General features: G+C 56.4%; 24 protein-coding genes and 1 tRNA gene. 15 read left to right on the forward strand and 10 right to left on the reverse strand.

The annotated features are described in order from the left end of the window. Positions 1-26 precede the first annotated feature (26 nt). The 3 genes from yidD to rpmH are packed head-to-tail and all read right to left on the reverse strand — an operon-like array spanning position 27 to position 840. Positions 27-293 (reverse strand): membrane protein insertion efficiency factor YidD, encoded by a 267-nt coding sequence (gene yidD, locus CLV87_RS18450; protein WP_099248514.1) that lies wholly within the window; start codon positions 291-293, stop codon positions 27-29. Then, positions 290-688 carry a ribonuclease P protein component gene (rnpA, locus tag CLV87_RS18455; RefSeq protein ID WP_099248516.1) on the reverse strand — a complete coding sequence of 133 codons (399 nt, stop codon included), beginning with the start codon at positions 686-688 and terminating at the stop codon, positions 290-292. Before rnpA ends, yidD begins: the two co-directional genes overlap by 4 nt. 17 nt (positions 689-705) lie before the next feature. Then, positions 706-840, reverse strand: a complete 135-nt coding sequence (gene rpmH, locus CLV87_RS18460; RefSeq protein ID WP_072775959.1) for a 50S ribosomal protein L34 — start codon at positions 838-840, stop codon at positions 706-708. Between the two features lie 282 nt (positions 841-1,122). Here rpmH and CLV87_RS18465 point away from each other — a divergent pair, with 282 nt between their 5' ends. The 9 genes from CLV87_RS18465 (at position 1,123) to CLV87_RS18505 (ending at position 10,460) form a co-directional block, all read left to right on the forward strand. Next, positions 1,123-1,854, forward strand: a complete 732-nt coding sequence (locus CLV87_RS18465) for a TVP38/TMEM64 family protein (RefSeq protein WP_099248518.1) — start codon at positions 1,123-1,125, stop codon at positions 1,852-1,854. Positions 1,855-1,856: 2 nt separating this feature from the next. Continuing rightward, the gene (locus CLV87_RS18470; RefSeq protein ID WP_099248520.1) at positions 1,857-3,275 is read left to right on the forward strand and encodes a dihydrolipoyl dehydrogenase family protein; all 1,419 of its coding nucleotides are present in this window, start codon (positions 1,857-1,859) and stop codon (positions 3,273-3,275) included. Then, positions 3,276-4,658 (forward strand): sensor histidine kinase, encoded by a 1,383-nt coding sequence (locus CLV87_RS18475; protein ID WP_099248522.1) that lies wholly within the window; start codon positions 3,276-3,278, stop codon positions 4,656-4,658. It begins immediately after the preceding gene. Positions 4,659-4,713: 55 nt separating this feature from the next. Beyond that, positions 4,714-4,790 (forward strand) — tRNA-Arg (locus CLV87_RS18480). A 231-nt stretch (positions 4,791-5,021) separates the two neighbouring features. After that, a complete protein-coding gene (gene dctP, locus CLV87_RS18485; RefSeq protein WP_166652794.1) occupies positions 5,022-6,017 on the forward strand; it encodes a TRAP transporter substrate-binding protein DctP in 996 nt (331 codons plus the stop codon). 233 nt (positions 6,018-6,250) lie between these two features. After that, the gene (locus CLV87_RS18490; protein WP_235871992.1) at positions 6,251-7,336 is read left to right on the forward strand and encodes an alpha/beta hydrolase family protein; all 1,086 of its coding nucleotides are present in this window, start codon (positions 6,251-6,253) and stop codon (positions 7,334-7,336) included. Positions 7,337-7,462: 126 nt separating this feature from the next. Beyond that, on the forward strand, positions 7,463-8,473 hold the full coding sequence (locus CLV87_RS18495; protein WP_099248528.1) for an SMP-30/gluconolactonase/LRE family protein: 1,011 nt from the start codon (positions 7,463-7,465) through the stop codon (positions 8,471-8,473). A gap of 107 nt (positions 8,474-8,580) precedes the next feature. Further along, positions 8,581-9,486, forward strand: a complete 906-nt coding sequence (locus CLV87_RS18500; RefSeq protein WP_099248530.1) for an NAD-dependent epimerase/dehydratase family protein — start codon at positions 8,581-8,583, stop codon at positions 9,484-9,486. Between the two features lie 14 nt (positions 9,487-9,500). Next, positions 9,501-10,460, forward strand: a complete 960-nt coding sequence (locus tag CLV87_RS18505; RefSeq protein ID WP_099248532.1) for a fumarylacetoacetate hydrolase family protein — start codon at positions 9,501-9,503, stop codon at positions 10,458-10,460. A gap of 63 nt (positions 10,461-10,523) precedes the next feature. On the opposite strand, the gene CLV87_RS18510 is transcribed toward CLV87_RS18505, so the two are convergent. The 3 genes from CLV87_RS18510 to CLV87_RS18520 all read right to left on the reverse strand — a co-directional run bounded on the left by CLV87_RS18510 (position 10,524) and on the right by CLV87_RS18520 (position 12,988). Next, positions 10,524-11,564, reverse strand: coding sequence for a hypothetical protein (locus CLV87_RS18510; RefSeq protein ID WP_099248534.1), 1,041 nt, complete (start codon positions 11,562-11,564; stop codon positions 10,524-10,526). A 165-nt stretch (positions 11,565-11,729) separates the two neighbouring features. After that, the gene (locus tag CLV87_RS24385; RefSeq protein WP_370739651.1) at positions 11,730-12,095 is read right to left on the reverse strand and encodes a Rieske (2Fe-2S) protein; all 366 of its coding nucleotides are present in this window, start codon (positions 12,093-12,095) and stop codon (positions 11,730-11,732) included. Further along, the gene (locus tag CLV87_RS18520) at positions 12,059-12,988 is read right to left on the reverse strand and encodes a VOC family protein (protein ID WP_099248538.1); all 930 of its coding nucleotides are present in this window, start codon (positions 12,986-12,988) and stop codon (positions 12,059-12,061) included. The genes CLV87_RS24385 and CLV87_RS18520 overlap by 37 nt, the downstream gene beginning before the upstream one ends. Before the next feature lie 130 nt (positions 12,989-13,118). On the opposite strand from CLV87_RS18520, the gene CLV87_RS18525 reads away from it, so the two are divergent. From CLV87_RS18525 to CLV87_RS18550, 6 genes are all read left to right on the forward strand, one after another. Then, positions 13,119-14,036, forward strand: coding sequence for a LysR family transcriptional regulator (locus CLV87_RS18525; RefSeq protein ID WP_099248540.1), 918 nt, complete (start codon positions 13,119-13,121; stop codon positions 14,034-14,036). A gap of 94 nt (positions 14,037-14,130) precedes the next feature. After that, positions 14,131-15,255 (forward strand): FAD-dependent oxidoreductase, encoded by a 1,125-nt coding sequence (locus CLV87_RS18530; RefSeq protein ID WP_099248542.1) that lies wholly within the window; start codon positions 14,131-14,133, stop codon positions 15,253-15,255. A gap of 20 nt (positions 15,256-15,275) precedes the next feature. After that, on the forward strand, positions 15,276-15,938 hold the full coding sequence (locus CLV87_RS18535; protein WP_099249320.1) for a glutathione S-transferase family protein: 663 nt from the start codon (positions 15,276-15,278) through the stop codon (positions 15,936-15,938). A 3-nt stretch (positions 15,939-15,941) separates the two neighbouring features. After that, complete coding sequence (locus CLV87_RS18540; protein ID WP_099248544.1) at positions 15,942-16,715, forward strand: cyclase family protein; 774 nt, start codon at positions 15,942-15,944, stop codon at positions 16,713-16,715. Then, positions 16,708-18,639: a TRAP transporter large permease gene (locus CLV87_RS18545; RefSeq protein WP_099248546.1), complete on the forward strand. Its 1,932-nt coding sequence runs from the start codon at positions 16,708-16,710 to the stop codon at positions 18,637-18,639. Before CLV87_RS18540 ends, CLV87_RS18545 begins: the two co-directional genes overlap by 8 nt. Positions 18,640-18,781: 142 nt before the next feature. Beyond that, the gene (locus CLV87_RS18550; protein ID WP_099248548.1) at positions 18,782-19,240 is read left to right on the forward strand and encodes an NUDIX hydrolase; all 459 of its coding nucleotides are present in this window, start codon (positions 18,782-18,784) and stop codon (positions 19,238-19,240) included. Here the strand turns inward: CLV87_RS18550 and CLV87_RS18555 are convergent, their stop codons facing one another. The 4 genes from CLV87_RS18555 to CLV87_RS18570 form a co-directional block, all read right to left on the reverse strand. Next, the gene (locus tag CLV87_RS18555) at positions 19,241-20,560 is read right to left on the reverse strand and encodes a cytochrome-c peroxidase (RefSeq protein WP_099248550.1); all 1,320 of its coding nucleotides are present in this window, start codon (positions 20,558-20,560) and stop codon (positions 19,241-19,243) included. It lies immediately after the preceding gene. A gap of 173 nt (positions 20,561-20,733) precedes the next feature. Then, complete coding sequence (locus CLV87_RS18560) at positions 20,734-21,231, reverse strand: flavin reductase family protein (RefSeq protein WP_176556049.1); 498 nt, start codon at positions 21,229-21,231, stop codon at positions 20,734-20,736. A 27-nt stretch (positions 21,232-21,258) separates the two neighbouring features. Next, positions 21,259-22,146, reverse strand: a complete 888-nt coding sequence (locus tag CLV87_RS18565; protein ID WP_099248552.1) for an aldo/keto reductase — start codon at positions 22,144-22,146, stop codon at positions 21,259-21,261. 92 nt (positions 22,147-22,238) lie between these two features. Further along, complete coding sequence (locus CLV87_RS18570; RefSeq protein ID WP_099248554.1) at positions 22,239-23,393, reverse strand: LLM class flavin-dependent oxidoreductase; 1,155 nt, start codon at positions 23,391-23,393, stop codon at positions 22,239-22,241. Positions 23,394-23,432: the final 39 nt, after the last annotated feature.

A 23,432-nucleotide genomic window follows, 5' to 3' on the forward strand; every position in this document is an offset into this window, starting at 1 on the left:
TCTTGCGTTTGAAAGGATGTTGGGATTCAGGATTCGTGTTTGGAATCTGAACAGCTACAGCTGCCATTCTTGACGGGTGGAACGTTGTCGATTCCACTGCCGCCCCAAGGGTGACAGCGGGCAAGGCGCCGGATCGTCAACCACGTGCCCTTGAGCGCGCCATGTTTTTCTAACGCTTCGAGAGAATAGGCCGAACAGGTCGGGTGATAACGGCAGCCATGGCCAACCCATGGCGAGAAGATCAGGCGATAGGCGCGCACTGGCAAAGCAACGATATGGGCAAAGGGGCTCATGCGTGGACCTTGCGCAGGGCGCGTTTCAGATCGTTCTGCATAGACATGAAATCATGCGTTGCGGTTTTCTCGGCTCGGCCGATCAACACATAGTCCCAACCGTCCTGGCCAAATTCCGGCAAAACGTCCCGCGCGATTTCACGCAGGCGGCGTTTGGCACGGTTTCGCGCCACGGCATTGCCCACCTTTTTCGAGCAAGTGAACCCGACGCGAATGCCCGATGCCTCACCCGGTGCGCGTTTGCGTGCTTGCACCAGAAAAGCCGGGCAGGGCGCACGTTTGGCGCGGGCGGCTTTCAGGAAATCGCTGCGTTTTTGCAGGATTGTAAACGTCAAAAGAGCCGCCTGCGGGTCAACCGAGGCGGCCTTTTGAAGACGCTCGTCGAGCTTCGCCATCTGCGAAGCCTCGGGAGTTACGCGCTCAGGCTCTTGCGGCCACGCGCGCGGCGGGCGTTCAGAATCTTGCGACCAGCTTTGGTGGCCATGCGCGAACGGAAACCGTGACGGCGCTTGCGAACGAGGTTCGACGGCTGAAAAGTGCGTTTCATAGCGGCTACTCCGATCATTGGTCTTATGGCGCGGATTCGCCGGACCAGTGGTGACTGAAGCCCGTGCTATAGGCAGGTGATCGGGGTATGTCAAACGCCAATCGGGGTGTTCTTGCAACATTTTACCCTCAAAAGCGCGTTGGAATGTTTCACTCTGGCAATATTAACCTGAATTTCTCACGCTGGCGATAACTGCTGATCAACCGGATGTGAGGTCCCTGTTGTTGCACCGCCAAGATGCGCATGTTCTGTGCACAAGCAACAAAGAAAGCCCCACAGATTATGAGCGACATGACCCAAACGCCCCCCAGTTCGATTCGCAGATACCTTCCCATCGTCGCGATTGCCGTAATTGCCACGATCGGGGCCTTTACCCTTAAAGACTATCTTAGCTTTGAAACCCTGCGTGACAATCGCGAGGCGTTGCTGGCGTTTCGCGACAGCAATTTCGTCCTGACGCTCGCAGTCTTTGGTCTGGCCTATGTGGCCATTGTCGCCTTTTCCTTTCCCGGTGCCTCGGCCGCCACACTGACAGGCGGTTTCTTGTTTGGCACGGCGACCGGGTCGCTGATCAATGTCACCGCAGCGACAATCGGCGCAACCGCTATCTTTCTGGCCGCCCGTTGGGGCTTGGGCGACCGGTTGGGGGCGCGGTTGGAGAATTCCGACGGGGCGGTCAAACAGATCAAAGACGGTATCGACGAGAATCAGTGGTCTATGCTGTTCCTGATCCGGTTGGTTCCAGCTGTACCGTTCTTTTTGGCCAACTTGATCCCGTCCTTCCTAGAAGTGCCGCTGCACCGCTATGTGATCTCGACCTTTCTCGGCATCATTCCGGGCACCGTCGTCTACACCTCGGTTGGGGCGGGGCTTGGCGAAGTCTTTGCCCGCGGTGAAACCCCGGATCTGGGCATTATCTTTGAGCCACATATCATCGGCCCGATCCTTGGCCTTGCTGCCCTGTCGGCCATGCCCATCGTTATCAAGGCTTTGCGCGGTAAGAAGGATCTGTAATCATGGAAACCATCAAGACAGATCTTTTGATTATCGGCGCGGGTTCGGGTGGTTTGTCCACCGCCGCTGGTGCAGCCCAGATGGGCGCGGATGTTACCCTGCTTGAGGGGCATAAGATGGGCGGGGATTGCCTGAACTATGGCTGTGTTCCCTCCAAGGCGCTGATTGCCAGCGGCAAAGCCGCCTTTGGTATGACCCATGCGCAGGATTACGGTGTCGCCAATGTGGTGCCGCAGGTGGATTACGCTGCTGCCAAGGATCACGTGAATGATGTGATCGCCACGATTGAGCCGGTCGACAGCCAGGAGCGGTTTGAGAGTTTTGGTGTTCGGGTGATCCGCGAATATGGCCGCTTTGTCTCGGCCAATGAGGTTGAGGCGGCTGAATACCGGATCAAGGCACGTCGCATTGTGATCTCGACCGGATCCTCGCCATTGGTTCCGCCGATTCCCGGTTTGGACTCGGTCCCCTACCTGACCAATGAATCCCTTTGGGAGTTGCGAGAACGGCCTGAGCACCTGTTGGTGATCGGGGGTGGTCCTATTGGTATGGAAATGGCGCAGGCGCATTTGCGGCTGGGGTCCAAGGTGACCGTGATCGAAGGGGCCAAGGCGCTGGGCAAAGATGATCCCGAGATGGCTGAGGTCGTTCTTGATAACCTGCGCGCCGAAGGGGTGGAGATTGCCGAGGATGCGCTGGCCAAAGAGATCCGCGGTGAGGCTGGCGCGATTGAGGTGGAAACTCAGGATGGTCGCACGTTTAAAGGCACTCATTTGCTGATGGCCGTGGGGCGCAAAGCCAATATTGACAAGCTTGACCTCGATAAGGCGGGGATTGAGACCACGCGCACTGGCGTCAAAGTCGATGATAGCCTGCGCACGACCAACAAAAAGATCTATGCCATCGGCGACGCGGCAGGTGGCCTGCAATTCACCCACGTGGCGGGCTACCACGCCGGTATTATTATTCGCTCGGCCCTGTTTGGTCTGCCTGCCAAAGCCAGCACCAAACATATCCCTTGGGCGACCTATACCGACCCCGAGCTAGCCCAGGTTGGCCTGACCGAGGCGCAGGCGCGCGCCGAATATGGGGAAAAGTTGGAAGTTGCCCGCTTCCACTATCACCATAATGACCGCGCCATCGCAGAACGTAAAACCAACGGCCTGATCAAGGTCATGGTCGTCAAAGGTAAACCGGTCGGCGCTTCGGTTGCGGGCTATCAAGCGGGCGAGTTGATTTCGACCTGGAGCCTTGCCATCGCCAACGGCTTGAAAATGAGTGCGGTTTCCAACATGGTTGCGCCCTATCCGACCGTGGCGGAAATGAACAAGCGGGTGGCGGGGGCCTATTTCTCGCCCAGGCTGTTTGAAAACGACACAGTCAAAAAGGTCGTCCGATTTGTGCAACGCTGGCTGCCCTAAATGCTGAACTCTCTCTCAGGTCGTTTCCTTATCCTCACCACCATCTTTGTGATGCTGGCCGAGGTCATGATCTTTGTGCCTTCCGTCGCGCGTTTCCGCGAGGACTACCTGATTTCACGTCTGGAACGGGCGCAGATTGCGTCATTGGCCTTGTTGGCCGATGACATGCTGACCGAAGAGTTGGAAAGCGAGCTGCTCAAGAATGCCGGGGTGTTCAACGTCGCCCTGCGCCGGGATGAGGTCAGCGAATTGATGCTGTCCTCTCCCATGCCTAAGGAAATCTCGCAAAGCTTTGATTTGCGCGGGGCGACGGCGATGCCTTTGATCCGGGATGCCATGATGCGCCTGCTTGACCCAGAACCAAGGGTCATTCGGGTGATTGGCAACCCGTCACTCGACGCTGGCCAGCAGATCGAAGTGACCATGGACACGGCGGGGTTGCGCCGCGCCATGATTGATTATGGTCTGAATATTCTGGTTCTGTCCGCCGTGATCTCAGTCATCACGGCGATCCTGCTGTTTGGTGCCGTGCGTATCTTGCTGGTGAAACCCATCAAGGGCGTGATCGGGCATATGATGTCTTATTCTGCTGCCCCAGAAGATGCGCGCCAGATCATCGAACCATCCGCAGGCGTGCGTGAATTGCGCGAGGCCGAGGTGGCCTTGCATGATCTGCAAACCCAATTGACCCAGGCCTTGAAGCAAAAAGATCGGCTTGCCCAACTTGGTGGAGCTGTCGCGCGGGTGAGCCATGATTTGCGTAACATCCTGACGGCGGCACAGCTGTTTACGGACCGGATCGAAATGTCCGAAGATCCGACGGTGAAACGAATGGCCCCCAAGCTGGTGAATTCGATCACCAGGGCCGTATCCTTATGCGAAAACACCCTGGCCTTTGGTCGCGCAGAAGAACCGGCGCCCACACTGACCTTGTTCAACCTGTCCAATCTGGCTTGCGAAGTTATTGATGCAGAACGTTTGGCCGTTGGAGATGCGGAGCTTTCGATTTCCGAAGACATCCCGACCAGCATGATGGTGCGTGCCGACCCCGAACAGCTGTACCGAGCGCTGGGCAATCTCATTCGCAATGCCCGTCAGGCCATCGTGGCCAGCGGCAAACCTGGTGAGATTGGTGTCAGGGCGACAGCCATGGATGAGGATTGGATCATCACGGTGACCGATACCGGCCCGGGTCTGCCCCCCAAGGCCAAGGAGCACCTGTTCCAAGCCTTTCAAGGCGGGGTGCGCAAAGGCGGGTCAGGCCTGGGGCTTGCGATTGTGCATGAGCTGATCCGCGGACATGGCGGGGAATTGACGCTTGAGCGCAGCGACGAAACCGGCACGGTTTTTGCAATTCGACTGCCGATGGGAAAAATCACATAAAAAGTGAAATTGCCTCTTGCGCTCCTGCGCGACTAACTCTAAATCCACCCCTCACGGACCGATAGCTCAGCTGGATAGAGTACCTGACTACGAATCAGGGGGTCGGGGGTTCGAATCCTCCTCGGTCCGCCATCAAAACCCGCCTCAAGGCGGGTTTTTGCTTTTGGATCAATGTGTAAGCTGTTCTCCGTCTGTTAGACCTGCCGAAGCGAAAGAGGTCAGCAGAGGGCCTATATTGTGTCTTCAGGCCACTTTTGCATTGATCCCGTCAATGAATCGAGTTCACAAAAACAATTTTCTGAATTGGTGAGTCGAGTCTACGTTTTTCGAAAATCACATATCGTGATGTTAGGGAGGACATGCATGACCATCAAAGAAATCGCACTGCTCGGTCTTACGGCGTTGGCACCACTGGCCGCTCAGGCCGAGACACTCACCTTTGCAAGCACAAACGCGGAACCCGTTCCGATCAATCGCTTTTTCGAGCAATGGGTTGAAGATGTGAACGTGGCCGCGGGTGGTTCTCTTGAGATCAATTTGCGCCATGGGCCGACTTTGGCCAACCACACGAACTATTATGACCGGGTTGTTGATGGCGTGGTTGATATCGTTTGGGGCATGTCGGTTTTTAACCCAGGCAAGTTCACCAACTCTTTGGTCATGACAATCCCGTTCTTTGTGGAATCGTCGGAGCAAGGGTCTCTGGCCGCTTGTCGCATGTTTGAGAAAGGGGCGTTTGGGGCGGATTATGAGGGGTTGAAACCTCTGATGTTTGCCAACTTCCCGCAATCGTCCTTTCATACGACGGAAACGCCTATCGACAATGGCTTGCGCTCGATGGCTGGCCTGAATGTTATTGCCACGTCACCTCCGGCGGTGGAGATCACCAAGGGCAATGACGGCACGCCTTTGTCAGTGCAAATCACCGAAGCCTATGAGGCGCTGCAACGCGGCACCGCTGACGGCATGGTCATGTCCTTCACGGCTTTCCCGGCGTTCAAATTGGGCGATGTGCTGAAACATCATTACGTTGCGCCGCTTGGCGGTGCGCTGGGCGCGGTCTTTATGACCGAAGAAAGCTATGAGGCGCTGTCAGACGAGGCAAAGGCGGTCATTGACGCCCACACGACCTGTGACACGTCAAGAGAGCTGGGCGTGTTTGTCGATAATTGGAATGCCGGAGCGATGAACAAATACAAGAATTCGGAGGGGCACACATTCTCTGAAATGTCGCCGGAGGAGGTGCAAGGCATTATCGGCTATGTCGGGGATGAGATCCTGGGCAGCTTTGCTGAGAATATGCCCGGTGGCCAACCATTGGTTGATGCGCTTTTGCAGGAATTGGACACCGCGAAATAAATCGAAACCTGTCGAGCTGAAGGGCCGCCCCTGTAGGCGGTCCTTTTTTGTGCCTAGGAGAGGGGTCATTCATCACATCAATACTTTGGATTTTGAAATACAATTTTTTCAATGCATTGGGACAGGTTAGACAGATCGCAAGCCGAGCTTGAGGAGGTCCGATGTTTCGCTTTTTCCCCACCAACTATGTTTGGGATTTGTCCGTGAATCTATCTATCGAAATGGGGGCTCGCATGGGCGAGATCCAGGAGATGTGTGGGCCACTCGCCGAGGCAGCGAAAGCCAAGGATGCCGAGGGGACAGCCGCCTTTCGTCAGACCTGGGTGACCATGGCTGACAAACTGGTGTCGCTCGCCCAAGAAGATCTGGAGAAAGGCCGCAAGATTTCAGCAGGCGACAAAATGGTGCGGGCCGGAAACTATATGCTGACGGCCGAGCGGTTGTTGGCGCATGGATCGGAGGGCCGTGTCGCGCTTTATGAAAAATTCTATGACACGTTCTACAAAGGGCTGGAGCTGATCCATTCCAAAGCCGAGCATGTGCAAATTCCCTATGGGGACAGCTATCTGACGGGGATTTTTTACCCGGCTGAAAATGTCGACGGCCCGCAGCCTGTGCTTGTGCAACTGAACGGATTGGACAGCACCAAAGAGATGAAGTTCCTTGTCGGGCTTCCGCGCTGGTTGGCGCAGCGTGGTGTCGCGTCATTGGTGGTTGACCAGCCGGGAACAGGTGACGCGCTGCGCTTGCGAAACCTGACGGCGCGATATGACAGCGAACATTGGGCGTCTAAGATCGTCGATTATCTTGAGACACGCGCAGATGTCGATCCGTCACGTATTGGCTGCGAAGGGGTTTCGCTGGGTGGGTATTACTGCCCGCGCGCCGTGGCCTTTGAACCTCGTTTCGCCATGGGGGTGATCTGGGGTGCCAACCACGATTGGCGTGACGTTCAAAAGCGCCGCAAAGAGGCCGAGGGCGACTTCCCCGTACCGCATTACTGGTCACATGTCCGCTGGGTCTTTGGGGCGGAAACCGATGACGAATTCATGGAAAAGGCCGAGAAGATGCATCTTCATGGCGTTCTGGACCGGATCAAGGTTCCGTTTCTTGTCACCCATGGCAAGCATGACAGTCAGATCCCGTTGAAATGGGCACATGCAACCTATGACCAATTGGTGAACAGCCCCAAGCGCGAGCTGAAAATCTTTGATGAACGGACGGGCGGCGTGCAGCATTCCAGTTTTGATAACTCGGCCAATGCAGGTGCCTATATCGTCGATTGGGTGGCTGAAACGCTTGGCGGTCATACGGATTGAACGCGGTGACGGTTCGTTTCCAAAACAATGCTGACCAAACGCGCCCGGTTCATGGCCCTGCCGGCCAACCTATCGGCGTTTTAGGTTTGGCGGAGCCCGTAACGCCCCTAGAGTTGGAGCCTTAATATGCAAAACCCCCTCATCGGTTTTCAGGTCGACCCGCAGGATCTGAAATTCATAGGTCAGGATCTTGAGCGTCCGGAATGCATCTTGGCCGAAAGAGATGGGACGCTTTGGGTTGCAGACGGGCGCGGTGGGATCATGAAGATCGCACCAGATGGGCAACAATCCTTGATCCTGCAGGATCAGGATATGCCCAATCAAAAATCCGGCTTTACCGAGCGGTTGGTTATGGCCGAGGGCAGCCTGCCCAATGGGCTTGCCTTGGACGAAAACGGCGATTTCCTCATCGCAAATTGGGGCACGGAGCGTCTGGAAAAGATGACCCGTTCGGGTGAGACGGTCACTCTGCTGGATAACATTGACGGGCAACGGATCGGCAAGGCCAATTTTGTGACCCGCGACCGCAAGGGGCGTTTGTGGCTGACGGTCACGACAACCATGCTGCCATGGACGGATCACGTCAAAACCAACTCGCGGGACGGCTATATCGCCTTGATCGACGAGAAGGGTGCACGGATTGTAGCCGACAATCTCTGCGGCACAAATGAACTGCGTTTCGATGCGGATGAGGAATGGCTTTATGTCGCTGAAACCACGGCGCGCAATGTTACGCGGTTTCGTGTGCAAGGTGACGCGTTGGTTGATCGGGAGATTTATGGCCCATCAAACCTTGGCGGCTTTAACGATGGCATTGCCTTTGATGCTTACGGCAACTTGTGGACAACGCTCATCATGGCGGATCGCCTTGTTGCGATCACACCAGAGGGCGATGTGCTGACCATTCTGGATCTGGGCGGTGACGCTGATGCGCTGGCGGCCCTGGATGCGGCCTGGAAGGCAGGCACGGTTACGCCGGAATTGATGGGGGCAGCAGGGGGCGATGTGTGCCGCTGGATGGCGTCTTTGACCTTTGGTGGTGCCGATTTGAAAACGGTCTATCTCGGCTCTCTGCAAGGCACGCGCATTCCTTATTTCAACGCCCCGGTTTCTGGGCTGCCGTTGCTGGGTTGGTAAACCCAAGGGGGGAGGGATGTGATGAAAGAAACGGTTAAGCATGCGACCAAACAAGTTTCTGACCTTGTTGGAATGGCCGATCCCTTTGCTCGCTCAAAGGTGGCACCATGAAAGTCGCGGTCATTGGAGCGGGTGGTTTTGTGGGCGCGAAAGTGGTCGCGCTTCTAAGAGCCGAAGGTGCCGTAACCGAGATCACGGCACTAGATCGGGCGGGGCTTGTTGAAGCGGAGAAAACGACCCTGTATCGCGGTGACTTTTCGGATCCGGCGGTGCTGCAACCTGCCTTGGATGGGGTCGATGCGTTGATCCACCTCGCCTCCATCCTGGGCGGCGCTGCTGAGCAGGACCCGCAATTGGCCCGCAGGGTAAATGTGGATGCGACGCTGGACCTGATGGAGTTCCTGAAGGATCAGGCCCGGACGACGCGCTTTGTCTTTGCCTCGACAATTGCGGCCTATGGAAAACCGCTCCCGGACCCGATGACGGATGACACGCCCCTGGGGCCAAGCATGGTTTACGGGGCGCATAAGGTCATGATCGAAGTCGCGCTTTCGAATTTCGCCAAACGGGGCTGGCTTGACGCGGTCTCTTTGCGCCCGTCTGGGGTAATGGCCCGGGATGGGGCATCGGCGGCCTTGAAATCGGCTTTCATGTCGCGACTGTTCTATTGCGTGAAACGCGGTGAAGACATTGTGTTGCCGGTGGCACCAGACAATAAAACATGGCTCGCATCCGTCGATAACGTCGCCAAGAATTTTGTGCATGGGGCCCTTGTGCCTGATCTTGGCCCGAACCGTGCCTTTACGCTGCCAGCTTTGGCCGTGACCTATGGCGAATTGGTTGAGGCGCTGAGGCGGCGGTTCCCAGACAGCGCATCCTCGATCCGGTTTGAGCCCGAAGCAGAGGCTGTGGCCCTGTTCGGTCAGTCTCCTGATCTGATCACTGAAACGGCTGACAAGCTTGGGTTTTCGCGAGACGAGGACGTTGACGCGCTTGTTGCCTCCGCCTTTTAAAGAAAGGAAATCAAATGCGCTTTGCGACGCTTCCGAATGGCACGCCGGATGGCCGACTTCACGTAGTGAGCCGCGATAATGCGCGGTGTATGCCCAGTGAGGTCGCCATGACCTTGCAAGCGGCGCTGGAAAACTGGGATGCGCTGAAGCCTGACCTGGAAAAGGAATATGCACGCCTGAATCAGGGTGGGGGGCAGGCTTTTGACATGTCTCAGGCGCTGGCCCCCTTGCCGCGGGCCTGGCAATGGTTGGATGGATCGGCCTTTGACAGCCACGGGGCCCTGATGGACGCTGCCTATAAGGTGAAGGCCGAGAAAATCCCCGGCAAGCCATTGATGTATCAGGGGGTGTCGGACCGGTTTTATTCCGGTTCCGAGGATATCCCCTTTCCGACCGAGGATGACGGGATTGATGTTGAAGGCGAGTTTGGGCTGATTACAACAGCAGTGCCGATGGGTACGACCGATACCTTGCCCCATATTGCCTTGCTTGTGCAGATCAACGACTGGTCGCTTCGCAAACTGGGGCCGCCAGAGATGAAGACTGGTTTTGGCTGGGTGCAAACCAAACCCGCTTGTTCCGTTGCGCCGATCGCGCTTACCCCGGACGAATTGGGTGAAGCTTGGCGGGATGCGCGTGTTGACCTGCCGCTTACCGTTGAAATCAAGGGTGAGAAACTCGGCGCACCGCAGGGATATGATATGGGGTTCGGCTTTGATCAGCTTGTCGCCCATGCTGCCTATTCCCGCGCCTTGCCCGCTGGAACGGTTGTCGGGTCCGGCACCGTTTCGAACGAGAATTGTCGGGAGGTCGGCTCTGCTTGCATCGCGGAACGGCGGGCGATTGAAATGATCGATACAGGCGCGCCCGAGATGCCGTTTCTGGAGTTCGGCGATCACATCCGCATGGAATGCCGCGCCAAAGACGGGTCCCCCTTGTTTGGCGAAATTGCCCAGACCGTGACAAAGGCCTGAGCTATACACCATATAGAAAAGGGGCGGTTTGACCGCCCCTTTTTGCGTTGTACCTTGATATCGTCAGAAGTTGAACGAGTAGCCGGTGACCAGCACATTGCTGACGCGATTGCCGTTGAACCCTTGTCGACGTTCAAAGACGACATTGATCGCGTTGCCCTTTTTATCGCGCCGTGTCAGCCCGGCCCCCATGATGCCATAGGTGTCCTCATCGATGAATTCTGCGCCTTCTTGCAGGTACTCATGCTCAAGCCCAAGGGTGAAATTCGGGGACCAGGTTCCGGGGCCGGCCAATTTGCTTAGAGTTGCTTTCGCCCAAACCGACCCGCTTTCGACAACATCTTTGGTTGATGACGAGGAGCCGGTGATTTCGGTGTCATGGGAGATGCCCAGGATCGGGTTCAGCACCCAGCCCTTTGGTACGAAACCCGCGTCGTCTGAGGTGAAGTTGCCAACCAGTTCCGCCTGACCATACCAAACTGTTTGTGGCTCGACGGTTGCGACCACGCCAAAGGGGGTGGTCACATCGACCTTCAAGTCACCGCGTGTATGTACCAGGCGGCCAGTAACGCCCCAATGATCGCTGAACTTATGGGCAACATCAAAGCGCAGCTCATAGTATTTGCGACGTGAGTGAACCGTTTCCCCGCGAGAGTCCCGGGACGAAAAGGTCAGATAGGCCGCATAGGCGGTATTCTGGTTTGAGAAGTTTTGATAACCAATCCCGATGCTCGGGATCTGCGTATCGATATCCGTCAGATTTGGGCGTTCTTCCTTGTTGTTAAAGGATGCACCAAAGGTCAGATACGATGCGCCATCGTTCAACAGCTTGCGGCCAGAGATGAGGCCCAAGGCGGTGACCGTCTCGTGCTTGTAACCGCTCTGTGCTGCCCCTGGCGCACCTGCAGCCCCTCGGCGTGCGGCGTTTTCGCCGCTCCTTGCCCGAGTGGTTCCAAATTGAGCCCCCGAAAAGAAAGAGCCGAGCAGGCCCGCGGCCCCCAGATTTTGCTGTGTTTTTACTGCTTGCGGTGGCCCGCCTTGGGCCATCACAGTGGCAGGCATAGCAAAAGAGACCGCCAAAGCAGCCGCAAAAAACGTTTTCATTGATTGTCCTCCAAGTTCCATTCAGCGGCGCGCGATCCAAAGATCTTGTCCCCTCCCTGGACGCGCATGAGCTGAATTAAATGGAGTCTATCTTAATGATAATAAAAGGAAAATTTTATTATCAAATAGGTTGGATTGATTGGCGAAATGGTGGCGCAAACGGTTTCAGGAAACGTTCAGAACGACGTCATCGCCAATAACGCCGACAGATAGTTTTTCCAGTTTTTGCCCTAAACAAGGCCCCACGACACATTCCCCGTCCTCGATGCGAAACAAGGCACCGTGGGCCGCGCACATAATGCGGTTTTGGTCCTTGTTCAGGAATTCGTCTTTTTTCCAGCCAAGCGGCGCTCGGTCATAATGGGGGCAATTGTTGCGATAGGCGAAGACGTCAGCGCCTTTGCGGATGAGGACAATCTGGTCTCGTCCACGCGCATTTGGCGACACCCCCAATGAGCCTCCATCAGGGATGTCCAAGAGCTTGCAAAGGATTGTCATTTCTTGCCGGGAGGCGGCCCGCCGGGTGCCCATTTTTCTACATTCTCAAACAGGAACATTTGGGATGCTTCCTTGGACAATTGTGCTTCGCGTGCGATCCATTCGCCGTCATGCTTGTCCATGTCGGCATCATATTCGACATGGGTGCCAAGTGGTGAATTAAAGTACCAGAACCAGTTCGAGCCAAACTTGTGCCGCCCTGGCCCCCAAAAACTCTCGTAACCTTTTTTGACCATGCGAGACCCGGCAAGCATCAGCTCGGTTGGGCCCTGCATGTGAAAGGCGACATGCTCTAGCCCCTGCATGTAGTCAGGGGTTTGAATCATAAAGAGAACATGGTGATCGTCATTGGATTGAGGGCGCAGGAAGGGGCCGGTGTTGGTGAACCGATCCGTGACGACAAACCCAAGGCGTTCAATGTAGAACTTGCTCATCTTTTCCATATCAGGTGTGAAAAACACGATATGGCTCATGGTGCGTGGCTTGGCCTCGGCGTCTTCATTCGCGCCAATGACATTGGCGGCCCGCCCCGGTTCAGCGCCCGGTGAGTTGATCAGCTCTGGGGGGAGATTGAGCAATTTGCGTTTTGTAACACGAAAGGCGATCTCAAAATTCGAGTCATCTTTGCACGAGATTGATCCGTCCTCATGACGGGTTACCTCGCGATCCTTTGACAGTTCTGCCTCGATTTCGCTCAGAGCGTCATCGTCTTCAACGCCCCAGATCGTTTGGCGCAACATGGTCGCTGTCGGAAGCGGGGGGGGCAATGACGGGTCGTGTTTTTCCTTGATGGAAATCCCGGTGCCATCCAGCGCCAGAAAGCGCCCCGGTTCGCTTTCGTCCAGGCCATAATCCCGCAAAAAGGCGGCGCTGGCTTCTAAATTATCAACGCCAAAGATCAGTTCATCAGGTCCAAGAATTCGCATTTTGACCCTCCTTTTATTTTGTTGACCTGAAGCTAGGAGGTTCTTTAGCATTTATGAAATTGTAATTCTGGATGCGTTGCATTGATTGTGTGAATGAATGCGCCGTGCCCAAGGGAAGAGGAAGACTGACATGCGGTTCAAGAAACTGGATCTGAATTTACTGGTCGCATTGGATCACATGCTCGCTCTGCAATCTGTCAGCGCGGCGGCTGAAAAGATGTTCATGAGCCAATCGGCAATGTCCAATGCGTTGACGCGTCTGCGCACCTACTTTGACGATCCTTTGCTGGTGCAAGTCGGAAAGCGCATGGAGCTTACCCCGCGTGCCGAAGCGATGCAGCCAGCTATCCGGGACATTCTGGTGCGGGTCGAGGCGACGATTGATACCCAGCCGGAATTTGATCCGACCATTTCGACTCGGGCCTTCAACATTCTTGTGTCCGACTACACCTTGCGGGTGTTGATGCCGATTGTCGTCGCCGAGATGGACAGGCAGGGCGCGCGGGTCAAGCTGAACCTGCTGTCCCAACGTGAAACGCCTTTTTTGATGTTAGAGCGTGGGGATGCGGATTTGTTGGTGACGCCGGATCACTTCATTTCGCCAAACCACCCGTCCACTCTTTTGTATGAGGATAAATATGTCGTTCTGGCCTGTGCCAAGGGCCCTTATGCGGATGTTGAGATGGATCTTGATCTCTACCAAGCGGCTCCCCATGCGATCATGATTCCGCCATCGGCGGGGGCGAAACCAGCAGAATCTTTGGTGCTGAATAATCTTGGGATCACTCGAAATGTAGAGTTGACCACGTTTTCCTTTTCGGCATTGCCGCATCTTTTGGCGGGCACAGGCCGGATCGCGACGGTTCACGCGCATCTGGCCAAAGTGGCGATGAAGACCACGCCCTTGGTTCAGTATGAGCTGCCGTTTGAACTCGAAACCTTCAAGCAGAACATGCAGTGGCACAGCTATCGCGACCACGATCCCGGCATAATTTGGTTGCGCGACGTCTTTCTAAAATCTGCTCTAATTCTGTCTGAGCGAGATTGAGCATTCATCAAATCGATGGTGCGGATTGCATCTTTCAATTTTTGAAATGCAACATGGTTGGGTAATGTTTTCAAAACTCGGGAGGAGATTTGGAATGAACTTGGCATCGGTGCTCATCGTCGGCGGCGGTATTGGCGGCTTGACGGCAGCAATTGCGCTGCGCCGCAAGGGCTATCCCGTTGAGATCGCGGAACGTGACCCAAAATGGTCGGTTTACGGGGTCGGCATCATTCAGCAGATGAATGTTGTACGGGCTATGGGCGAGCTGGGGGTGCTGGACGCCTATCTTTCCAAAGCCTCGGGGTTTGATACCACAACCGTGTTTGTTGGCCCTCAGGGCGTGCAGCAGGCCAAATTCGATACGCCACGTCTGGCTGGTGAGCAGTACCCGTCGAATGCCGGAATTCGCCGCCGCGATCTTCAACAGGTTTTGGGGGATGAGGCAAAACGATTGGGGGCCACAGTGCGCCTTGGCCTGACTATTTCCGATTTCAGCGAAGATGACAGCGGTGTGGACGTGAGTTTTTCCGATGGCACCAAAGGGCGCTATGACGTTGTGATCGGAGCGGATGGTGTGTTTTCGCAAATGCGTCAGGCGATTTTCCCGGACGCTGCCATGCCGCGATATACGGGCCAATGGGTCTGGCGCTATAATCTGCCGCGCCCCAAAGACCTTGAAGGTATTCAGATCTTTGCCGGGCCTTGCAATGCGGGCCTTGTCCCCATGACCGACGAGCTGATGTATATGTTTGTCGTATCCGAAGAACCCGAAGGCATGATGCTGGATGTTCAGGGATCGGCCGCCGCGATGCGGGAGCGCGCAAAACTGGCGGCACCGCAGTTGACCGATTTAGTCGCGCAAATCACCGATGATCAAGAGGTCGTTGCCCGCCCGATGGAGGTGATCCTGTTGCAGGACCAACCTTGGTACAAAGGCCGCGTTGTTCTGATTGGCGATGCCGTTCACGCCTCAACGCCGCATTTGGCGCAGGGGGCGGGCATGGCCATCGAAGATGCAATGGTCTTGGCCGAAGAACTGGAAAAAGCAGACGAGATTAGCGCAGCTTTTGAGGCGTTTCAGCGGCGCAGAACAGAGCGCGTCGAATATATCGCGAAAAACTCGATCCGGATTGGCGACATGCAAATGGGCAAGATCCCCCCATTTGACCCCGGTCAACTGACCGGTGAATCCATCGCCCTGATGTGCCAACCGATCTAACCCAACGGATGGGAGAACGTATGTTTACGTTATTCGCGGCCCCCGGTTCGTGTTCGCGGGTTCCGCTCATTACCCTCGAAGAGGCTGGGGCGGACTATAAGCTCGAACTCGTCCGTTTCATGCAAGGCGCACACAAGCAGCCCGATTACCTGGCGTTGAACCCAAAAGGGAAGGTGCCATGCCTTGTGACCGAGACGGGGCCAATCACTGAAAACGTGGCAATCGCGCTGTTTCTGGCTTCGCAGTTTGATGGGCTCTTGCCCAAGGCCAGCTCCGCGCGAGATGCGGTGTTGATCACCGCTGATCTGGCTTTTTGCTCTGCCACTTTGCACCCCATCGTTTCACGCATGCGCGTGCCGATGTTCATGGTCGAGGGGCCAGAGGCGACTGCCTCGGTCAAGGCCAAGGCGATCGAAGCCATGCACCCTATGGCCGCTGTCGTCGAAACCGCCCTTGACGGTAAAGATTGGTGGTTTGGCGACACCTGGTCGATCCTGGATGCCTATATCTATTGGGTGTTCTTCCGCATCAATGGCGGTGGCTTTCCGACTGATCAATATCCGAATTGGGCGGCGCATGCCAAACGGATGGATGCCCGCCCGGCTGTGCGCCGTGCCTTGGCAAAAGAGGCAGATATGCAAGCCGCGCTTGAGGCAGAAGGCCTCGCGCCGAAAATGGGGTAAGAGATGGGAAAACGTATCATTGATCTGTCGGTCGCCATTGACGATGTGACGCCCGCAGATCCCCCGCCCTTTCGCCCTCAGATCGAATATCTCGATCATGCGTTTGGTGCGCAGGAAATGGAACAGATGTTCGGGATGCCTGCTGACAAGCAGCTTGAGGGTGCGGGCCCCGCATCGGAACGGCTGACACTTTCAACCCATAATGGCACCCATCTGGATGCGCCTTGGCATTACCATCCCACGATGAATGGCGGCGAACCTGCGATCACCATCGATCAGGTACCGCTCGACTGGTGCATGGGGCCTGGGGTCAAGCTCGATTTCCGTCACTTCCCTGATGCATATGTCGTCACCGCGCAAGATATCGAGGCAGAGCTTGCGCGGATCAATCACAGCTTGCAGGCCGGTGACATCGTTGTGGTCAACACCCGGGCAGGGGCGCGCTATGGTCAGGCAGATTATCTTTCTGCGGGCTGTGGCATGGGCCGCGAGGCAACGTTGTACCTGACATCCCGCGGTGTGCGGGTATGTGGCACCGATGCCTGGAGCTGGGACGCGCCGCTGGCCTCGCAAATGGCCAAGATCAATGAAACAGGTGACTATTCACTGTTTTGGGAAGGCCATAAAGCCGGAGCCGAGCAAGCCTATTGCCATATCGAAAAGCTCACCAATCTGGAAACCCTCCCATCGACCGGGTTTGAGTTTATGGCGCTGCCCATCAAAGTGGCCAAAGGGTCGGCGGGCTGGTGCCGCGCCGTTGGAGTGATCCATGACTGATGCGCATATTACTCCCAACAGGTTCGACACGCTTGATCGCACTATTGATCGAATAACGGGTTTCATCTCTGGCATTGCTGTTCTTGGCCTTTTGGCGGGGGCGATGGTTATTGTGGTGGATGTCGTTCTACGCGCCACTGGTCTGGGGGGCGTCACAGCGCTGAACGAGATCATGGGGCAAATGTTTGGTATGGGGGTTGCGGCGACGCTGCCCGCAGGGGCCGCGCGACGGGTCAACCTCAAGGTCGACCTGATGGCGCGCCATTTCGGACCACGGGTGACCCACCTGCTTGCGGTTGCCGGTTCGCTTGCCCTGTTCATATTCTTTGCGGCTTTGACCTTTTATGTTTGGTCCCTCGGTCTTCGTTTTCTCAGCCAAGGGCGTGAAACGCTCATCCTGAAATGGCCTCTCGGCCCAACCTATATCTTTGCCGCCATCGCCATGGGGCTTGCCTGTTTTGTTCAGGGGATGAAGGTTCTTAAAGACCTGGCCATCCGACCGGAAAACACGGCTGCCAGGACGTCCAAGATCGGCCTGGCCATGGTGGCTGTGCTCTTTGCGGTCGTGATTGCAGGGTCGGTTTGGGCCTTCGTCGATTTGCCCTCTTTGCAAGATCTCAGCCTGAGCCGTCCGGGACTGTTTGTCATCCTGGCCTTTGCGCTGCTCTGGCTCGCGGTCCTTTGCCAGATCCCCCTATCCGCGGCGACAGCCCTGTTGGGGCTTGCGGGGACGGCGATTGTTTTGGGCTTGAAATCCACCGGCAAGGTTTTTGCCAATGATGCCGTCGAATTCCTGACCAACTGGCAGGTCGCTACTTTGCCGATGTTTCTGATGATGGGCAGTTTTGCGGTCGCCGCTGGCATTTCTGATGACATTTACCGCGTGGCCAATGCCTTTCTTGGGCGGATCAAGGGCGGGCTGGCCTATGCAACAGTCGCAGGCTGTGCAGGTTTTGGCGCTGTAAGCGGGTCCTCCGTTGCGACGGCGGCAACTTTTGGACGGATCGCGCTGCCCGAGATGGCCAAACGGAACTATGCACCGTCTTTTGCGGCGGGCACAGTGGCGGCGGGGGGCACTCTGGGCGCTCTGGTACCGCCGTCTGGTGCGATTATCCTGTTTGCCCTGTTGACCGAACAGTCCATCGGCGTCCTGTTTATCGCTGCCATGGTGCCTGCCATCCTGGCCCTGCTTTTGTATTTTGCCGCGATTTTCGTGCAGCTTCGGCTGAACCCGGATTTCGCGCCTGAGACGGCCGAGGAAAAGGAACCCATTTTGCCAGCGCTGTGGGCCGCCGCGCCTGTCATCTTGTTGTTTGGCGTCGTCATTGGTGGTCTTTACGGAGGGGTGTTTACCGCCACCGAAAGCGCGGCTGTCGGAGCTGTCGGGGCCTTTATCCTTGCCGTCGCGCGCGGGCGTTTGAACCGTTTCAGTTTGCTGGGCGTGCTGTCAGAGACGACGGCAACAACCGCCCTGATCTATGGGTTGATTTTCGGGGCTTTGATTTTTTCATTCTATGTCAATCTTGGCCAAGCGACCGAGTTTGTGGCGAATGCGATTGGCAGCTTGGATGCGTCTCCTATGACAATCCTGATTGTGCTTTTGGTGTTTTACCTGCTGCTTGGAGCGGTCATGGACAGCTTTGCAGTCATGGTCATCACCGTACCCGTGGTGACCCCGCTGGTCATGGGGCTGGGCTTTGATGTGTTCCATTGGGGGATTTTGATGCTGGTTGTGGTTGAGATTGGCCTTATCTCGCCCCCCTTCGGGATCAACCTCTTTATCCTGAAAAATCTGCAACCTGACCAGCCACTGAGCGGGATCATGCGGGGTGTCCTCCCTTTTATCGCCGCCGATCTGGTCAAGATCATTTTGCTGGTCGCCTTTCCTGCGATTTCTCTTTGGCTGCCGTCGACGATGAACTGACCGGCTGTCTGAAACCAGCAGGGGTGAGCGCGGAAACACAGGTAAATCGCAAAAATACGTCAGATTTTATGCCTGAAAAGAGTTGCACCTGTTAAATCGGTTACCTTTCCCTTATATGCACCTCGCGCGAACGAGGATTGGTATGTCTAAAAAAGGCGAACAGATCGCCGCCTTACCCATGCGGTGGGATGAGGATGGCAAGTTAAAGGTGATGATGGTGACCTCTCGGGGGACCGGCCGTTGGGTCGTGCCCAAGGGCTGGGAGATGGACAATACCAAACCCTGGAAAGCAGCCTCGATCGAAGCCATGGAAGAGGCGGGGATCAAAGGCCGTATCAGCCGCGACGCGATTGGGACTTTCAAATATGACAAGGTCCTGGACAACGGTAAGAAATTGCCCTGTGTGGTGCGCGTTTATCCAATGATCGTTGAAACGCTCAAGAAAGATTGGAAAGAGCGCAAACAGCGTCGGCGCAAGTGGTTTTCACCCAAGGCGGCGGCGCGCCGTGTGAATGAAAAGCAACTGGCCAAATTGCTTCGGTCGCTGGATCACAAGCCGCGCAAACAGCCTGTGATCCGTAAGTTGCTGAAAGCCAGTTGATCAATCCACCGGCAGGCCGCTGGGCACTTTGTCCGGTCGACCCAGTGGCAGATTGTGGGCGCCGGCCCCGGTCAGGGCGTGCAAGAAAGCCTCGATATCCGCGATTTCAGCGTCGCTGAGCGAGACCTTGGATAGATCCAGGTCTGCCAAAATGCGTGTGGTTTCTGCCGCATCGCTGGACAGCTTAAAATCCGCCTCTTGCAGCCAGGCGACCTTGGGCAATTCGGCCAGATCGGGCAGCCAGGCCGCATGAGACGCAGCGGGGTTGGCCATGTGCCGGATCATGTCCGATAGCGTCGGAAACGCCCCGTTATGGCCGTAAGGGCCGGTCAGGGCGATATTGCGCATGGACGGCGTGCGGAACTTGTAGGCGTCATCAGGATTGCCGGTGGTTTCCATACGGCCAATATCGCGCTGCCCATCAAGGCGACCCGGACCAAAAGCCGGAATGCCGACCGAATAAAACTGCTGATCGCTGAACAAAGGGCCGTTATGGCACTGGGCACAACCTGCATCGCCAAAGAAGAGCTGTCGGCCACGTTCCGCATCGGCTGGCAGTGGTGTGCCCTTTGTCAGATAGGCGTCATAGGGGCTGTCATAGCTCTGCCATTCTGTGCCGATAAAGGCGGCGATGGCATTGGCGATTTCAACAATGGTGATATCGTCAGCTCGTTGTACTGAGGGAAACGCGGCGGCAAAACGGCTTTCATATTCCGGGACGGCGCGCACCCGTTTGGTCACCAGATCCCAACCTTTGTCGATCCGATCCGCAAAGGCGGCCCCAATCGGGTTTTCATCGCCATGCCCGGCCATTTCGGCGTCTGAGCTCATCGGGAACAGCGCTTGCGCGGCGAGGATGGAGTTGAGGCCATGGGGCAACAGGGCCTTGGCCGGGGTTTCAAAACGCGCGCCTTTGGCATCTGTCGCTTCGACCCGGCCATCATGGAACAGGGTGTGCACGTCCTTATGACCAAGGTTCCACAGGGCAGGGGCATTGCGCGGGATGCGGGCCGCGATCTTAGTCGCGCCAGCGCCCGGCGTGCGATCCTTGCCAAGCCCGACGCCCCCTTCACCAATCCCAAGGCTCAGACCGTCTGTTCCGCCCAGCGAATGGTGATGGCAGGTGGCACAGCTGATGTTCTGGTTCCCCGACAGGATCTTGTCATAAAACAGCAATTGTCCAAGCGCGGCCTGCTTGGGGTCAAAATCGATAAAGTCCGTCGCCGAAATCGTTTCGGCCCCTGCTGAAAACGCACAGAGCGAGGCCGCGACAAGGCTGGTGATCTTGAGTTTGATGCGGTGAGACGAGAAGAAAGCCATGGGTCAAATTCCTGATGATCACGAAAATGTTATCTCATCAGTCAATCAGGCGAAAGCGGGCTTGGCTACCGGGCAAAAACAGCAAAACGCAGGAAATTTCCCACGTTTAACTTAGGTTTAGACCATTTTTGGGAAACCGTCCCGGCATTGGGACGGAGGGCGCAGTTCGCGCTTCAATCTGCGGCAAAGCCGCCATATTGGCCACCATGAAACAGCAGCGGCGTGCCGGGGCGCGTTGTGACCCGGGTGACTTTGGCGACGACGATGGAATGGTCGCCACCATCATGCACCGCCGAGGTTTCGCATTCAAAACGCGACAGGCAATTGTTGATCAGGGGAACGCCATTCAGGCCGGTTTCCCAGTCGATATCGTCAAAAGCATCACCAGAGCGCGCGAAACCGTTGCAAATCCCGCGTTGTTCCTCAGCGATCACATGAATTGCAAAATGACTGGCCGCGGCAAAGAACGGATAGCGCGACGATCCCTTGGCGGGTGACCAAAGCACCAGGGGTGGATCAAGCGAGACGCTGGCAAAGCTGTTCGCTGTGATGCCCAGTGGCCCGGTCGGCGTTGCGCAGGTGACCACGGTAATCCCGGTCGCAAATCGCCCAAGCGCCTCGCGAAAGGCGCGCGGGTCGGTCTCTGCCGGGTCGAAGTTCAGGGATTGCATGGTCACGTCTCTTGTCTCTCGCGGATATTAGGCGACTTCGTGGCCCAGGGCTTCGGTATAGAGCTCAAACCAGGTCTGGCGATCCATCTCCACTTTGGCAGCATCGCCGATCCGTTTGATGCGTTCTAGATTATTGGTGCCCAAAACTGGCAAAATATTGGCCGGATGCGCCAAAAGCCACGCAACTGCCACCGCTGCATCATCTACGCCACAGGCCTCGGCAATGGTCTTGAGCTTGTTTCGCAACCCGGCATTCTCAGCATCAAATAGCGCGCCGCCGCCCAAAGGCGACCAGGCCATAGGGGAAATGCCATTCATCTGTAGATGCGCCAGATCGCCATTGGTAAAAGGCGCATGGCAAAGCAGGCTCATTTCGATCTGATTGGTCGCCAGCTTGGTCTTCATCGCCGATTGCAGCAGGTCCCAATCATAGGGGCGGAAGTTCGACACACCCACGGCGCGCACCTTGCCCGAGGCAACGACTTCATCCAGGGCTGCTCCGGTTTCATGATGATCCATCAGTGGATCGGGGCGGTGGATCAGCAGCAGGTCGATATGATCAATCTGCATAAGGCGCAGCGAATGCTCGACCGAGGCGGTGATATGCGCACGCGAGGTATCATAGTATTTGACTTTGGCATCCGCATAGCGCCCAACCGGCGCGACGATGTCACATTTGGTGACGATCTCGATCTGGTTGCGCAGCTCGGGCGTCAGCGCATTGCCCAGGATCTCCTCGGCCTCGTAACCGCCATAGATGTCGGCCTGGTCCATGGTGGTGATGCCCTGATCCAGGCAGGCCGCAATCTTGTTGCGCACATGTTCGGCGCTTGTGTCTGCGTCATCGCCAATGCGCCACATGCCATAGACAAGGCGGCTCATGCTCAGCGCGTCATTCAGGGTGATACGGTCCATTTTGTTCCTCATCGGCGGGTGGTGCCGTTTTAAGATAGGTTGGCGATACCGCTTTGAACACTCAGGATCAATGCGCGGTATCATCGATTGGGTCAGCGTCGAATGCCTGCGGCCAGCGGTGTGGCCGGGGCCGAGGCTGGAACGCGGCCATAAGCCTCGGGCAGCGAGCAGGTCTTGAGATGTGGCATGACCTTTTCGCCAAAATGCCTGCATTCGTCCAAATGCGGATAGCCCGACAGGATAAAGGCGCGAATGCCCATCTTTTGATACTCTTCCAGCTTGCTCAGTACCTGATCGGTCGACCCAACCAGCGCCGCACCACAGCCCGAGCGCGCCCGGCCAACACCGGTCCAAAGATGCGGTTCGACAAAGCCTTCCATATCGGCCAACTCGCGGTTCTTGGCCTGATGCGAAACGCCGAGAGAGCCGCTATCCAGCGCGCGTTCGCGAATGGCGGTGCCTTGTTCGTCATCCAGTTTGCTTACGATATGCTGCGCCCATTCACGCGCCTCGGCCTCGGTATCGCGCACGATGCAATGGACCCGCAGCCCATAATCCAGCGTGCGATCATAGCGTTCGGCCACCGCATGCACGGCCTTCATGCGTTCGGCCAACTGCTCTTTGGGTTCAGGCCACATCAGGTAGACATCACAATGCTGACCGCAAAGCTCCAAAGCGGCAGGGCTATAGCCGCCAAAATACAGCAGCGGGCCGCCGGTTTGATACGGCACAGCCGGATCAACCCACATGTCAGAGAAGTTATATACCTCGCCTTGATAGTCGATCTTGTCCTGGGTCCAGGCCTGTTTCAGAATTTCTACCACTTCGCGCGAGCGTTGGTAGCGAAATTCGCTGTCGGCCTTTTCGCCCGGGAAGTCGGACGAGATGATGTTGACGGTCAAACGACCCTCAAGCATGTGATCCAGCGTCGCGATGGTGCGGGCCAGCATGATTGGCTGCATCTCGCCGCAGCGCACGGCGGCCAACATATTGATCTTGTCGGTGATAGGTGCGCAGCCAGCGACAAAGCTCAGCGTGTCTTGGCCGACCTGATAGGAGGAGGGGCAGAGAATATTGCGAAACCCCTGCGCTTCAGCCTCTTTCACGATGGACGAACAATGCGCCCAGCTTGAGCGCAAACGCCCCTCGGGCACACCAAGAAACTCGTAGTCATCCGAACACAGCGCCGCAAACCAGGAAACCTCGGCCGCGTCCAGATCTGGCGAGGTAATGGGTACGATTGTCATAAGGTGCACCTCCCATGCATTTTCTCTTGCGTAGCATTC

The organism is Pelagimonas phthalicica (assembly GCF_004364805.1).
In the GTDB taxonomy this organism is placed as follows: Bacteria; Pseudomonadota; Alphaproteobacteria; order Rhodobacterales; family Rhodobacteraceae; genus Pelagimonas; species Pelagimonas phthalicica.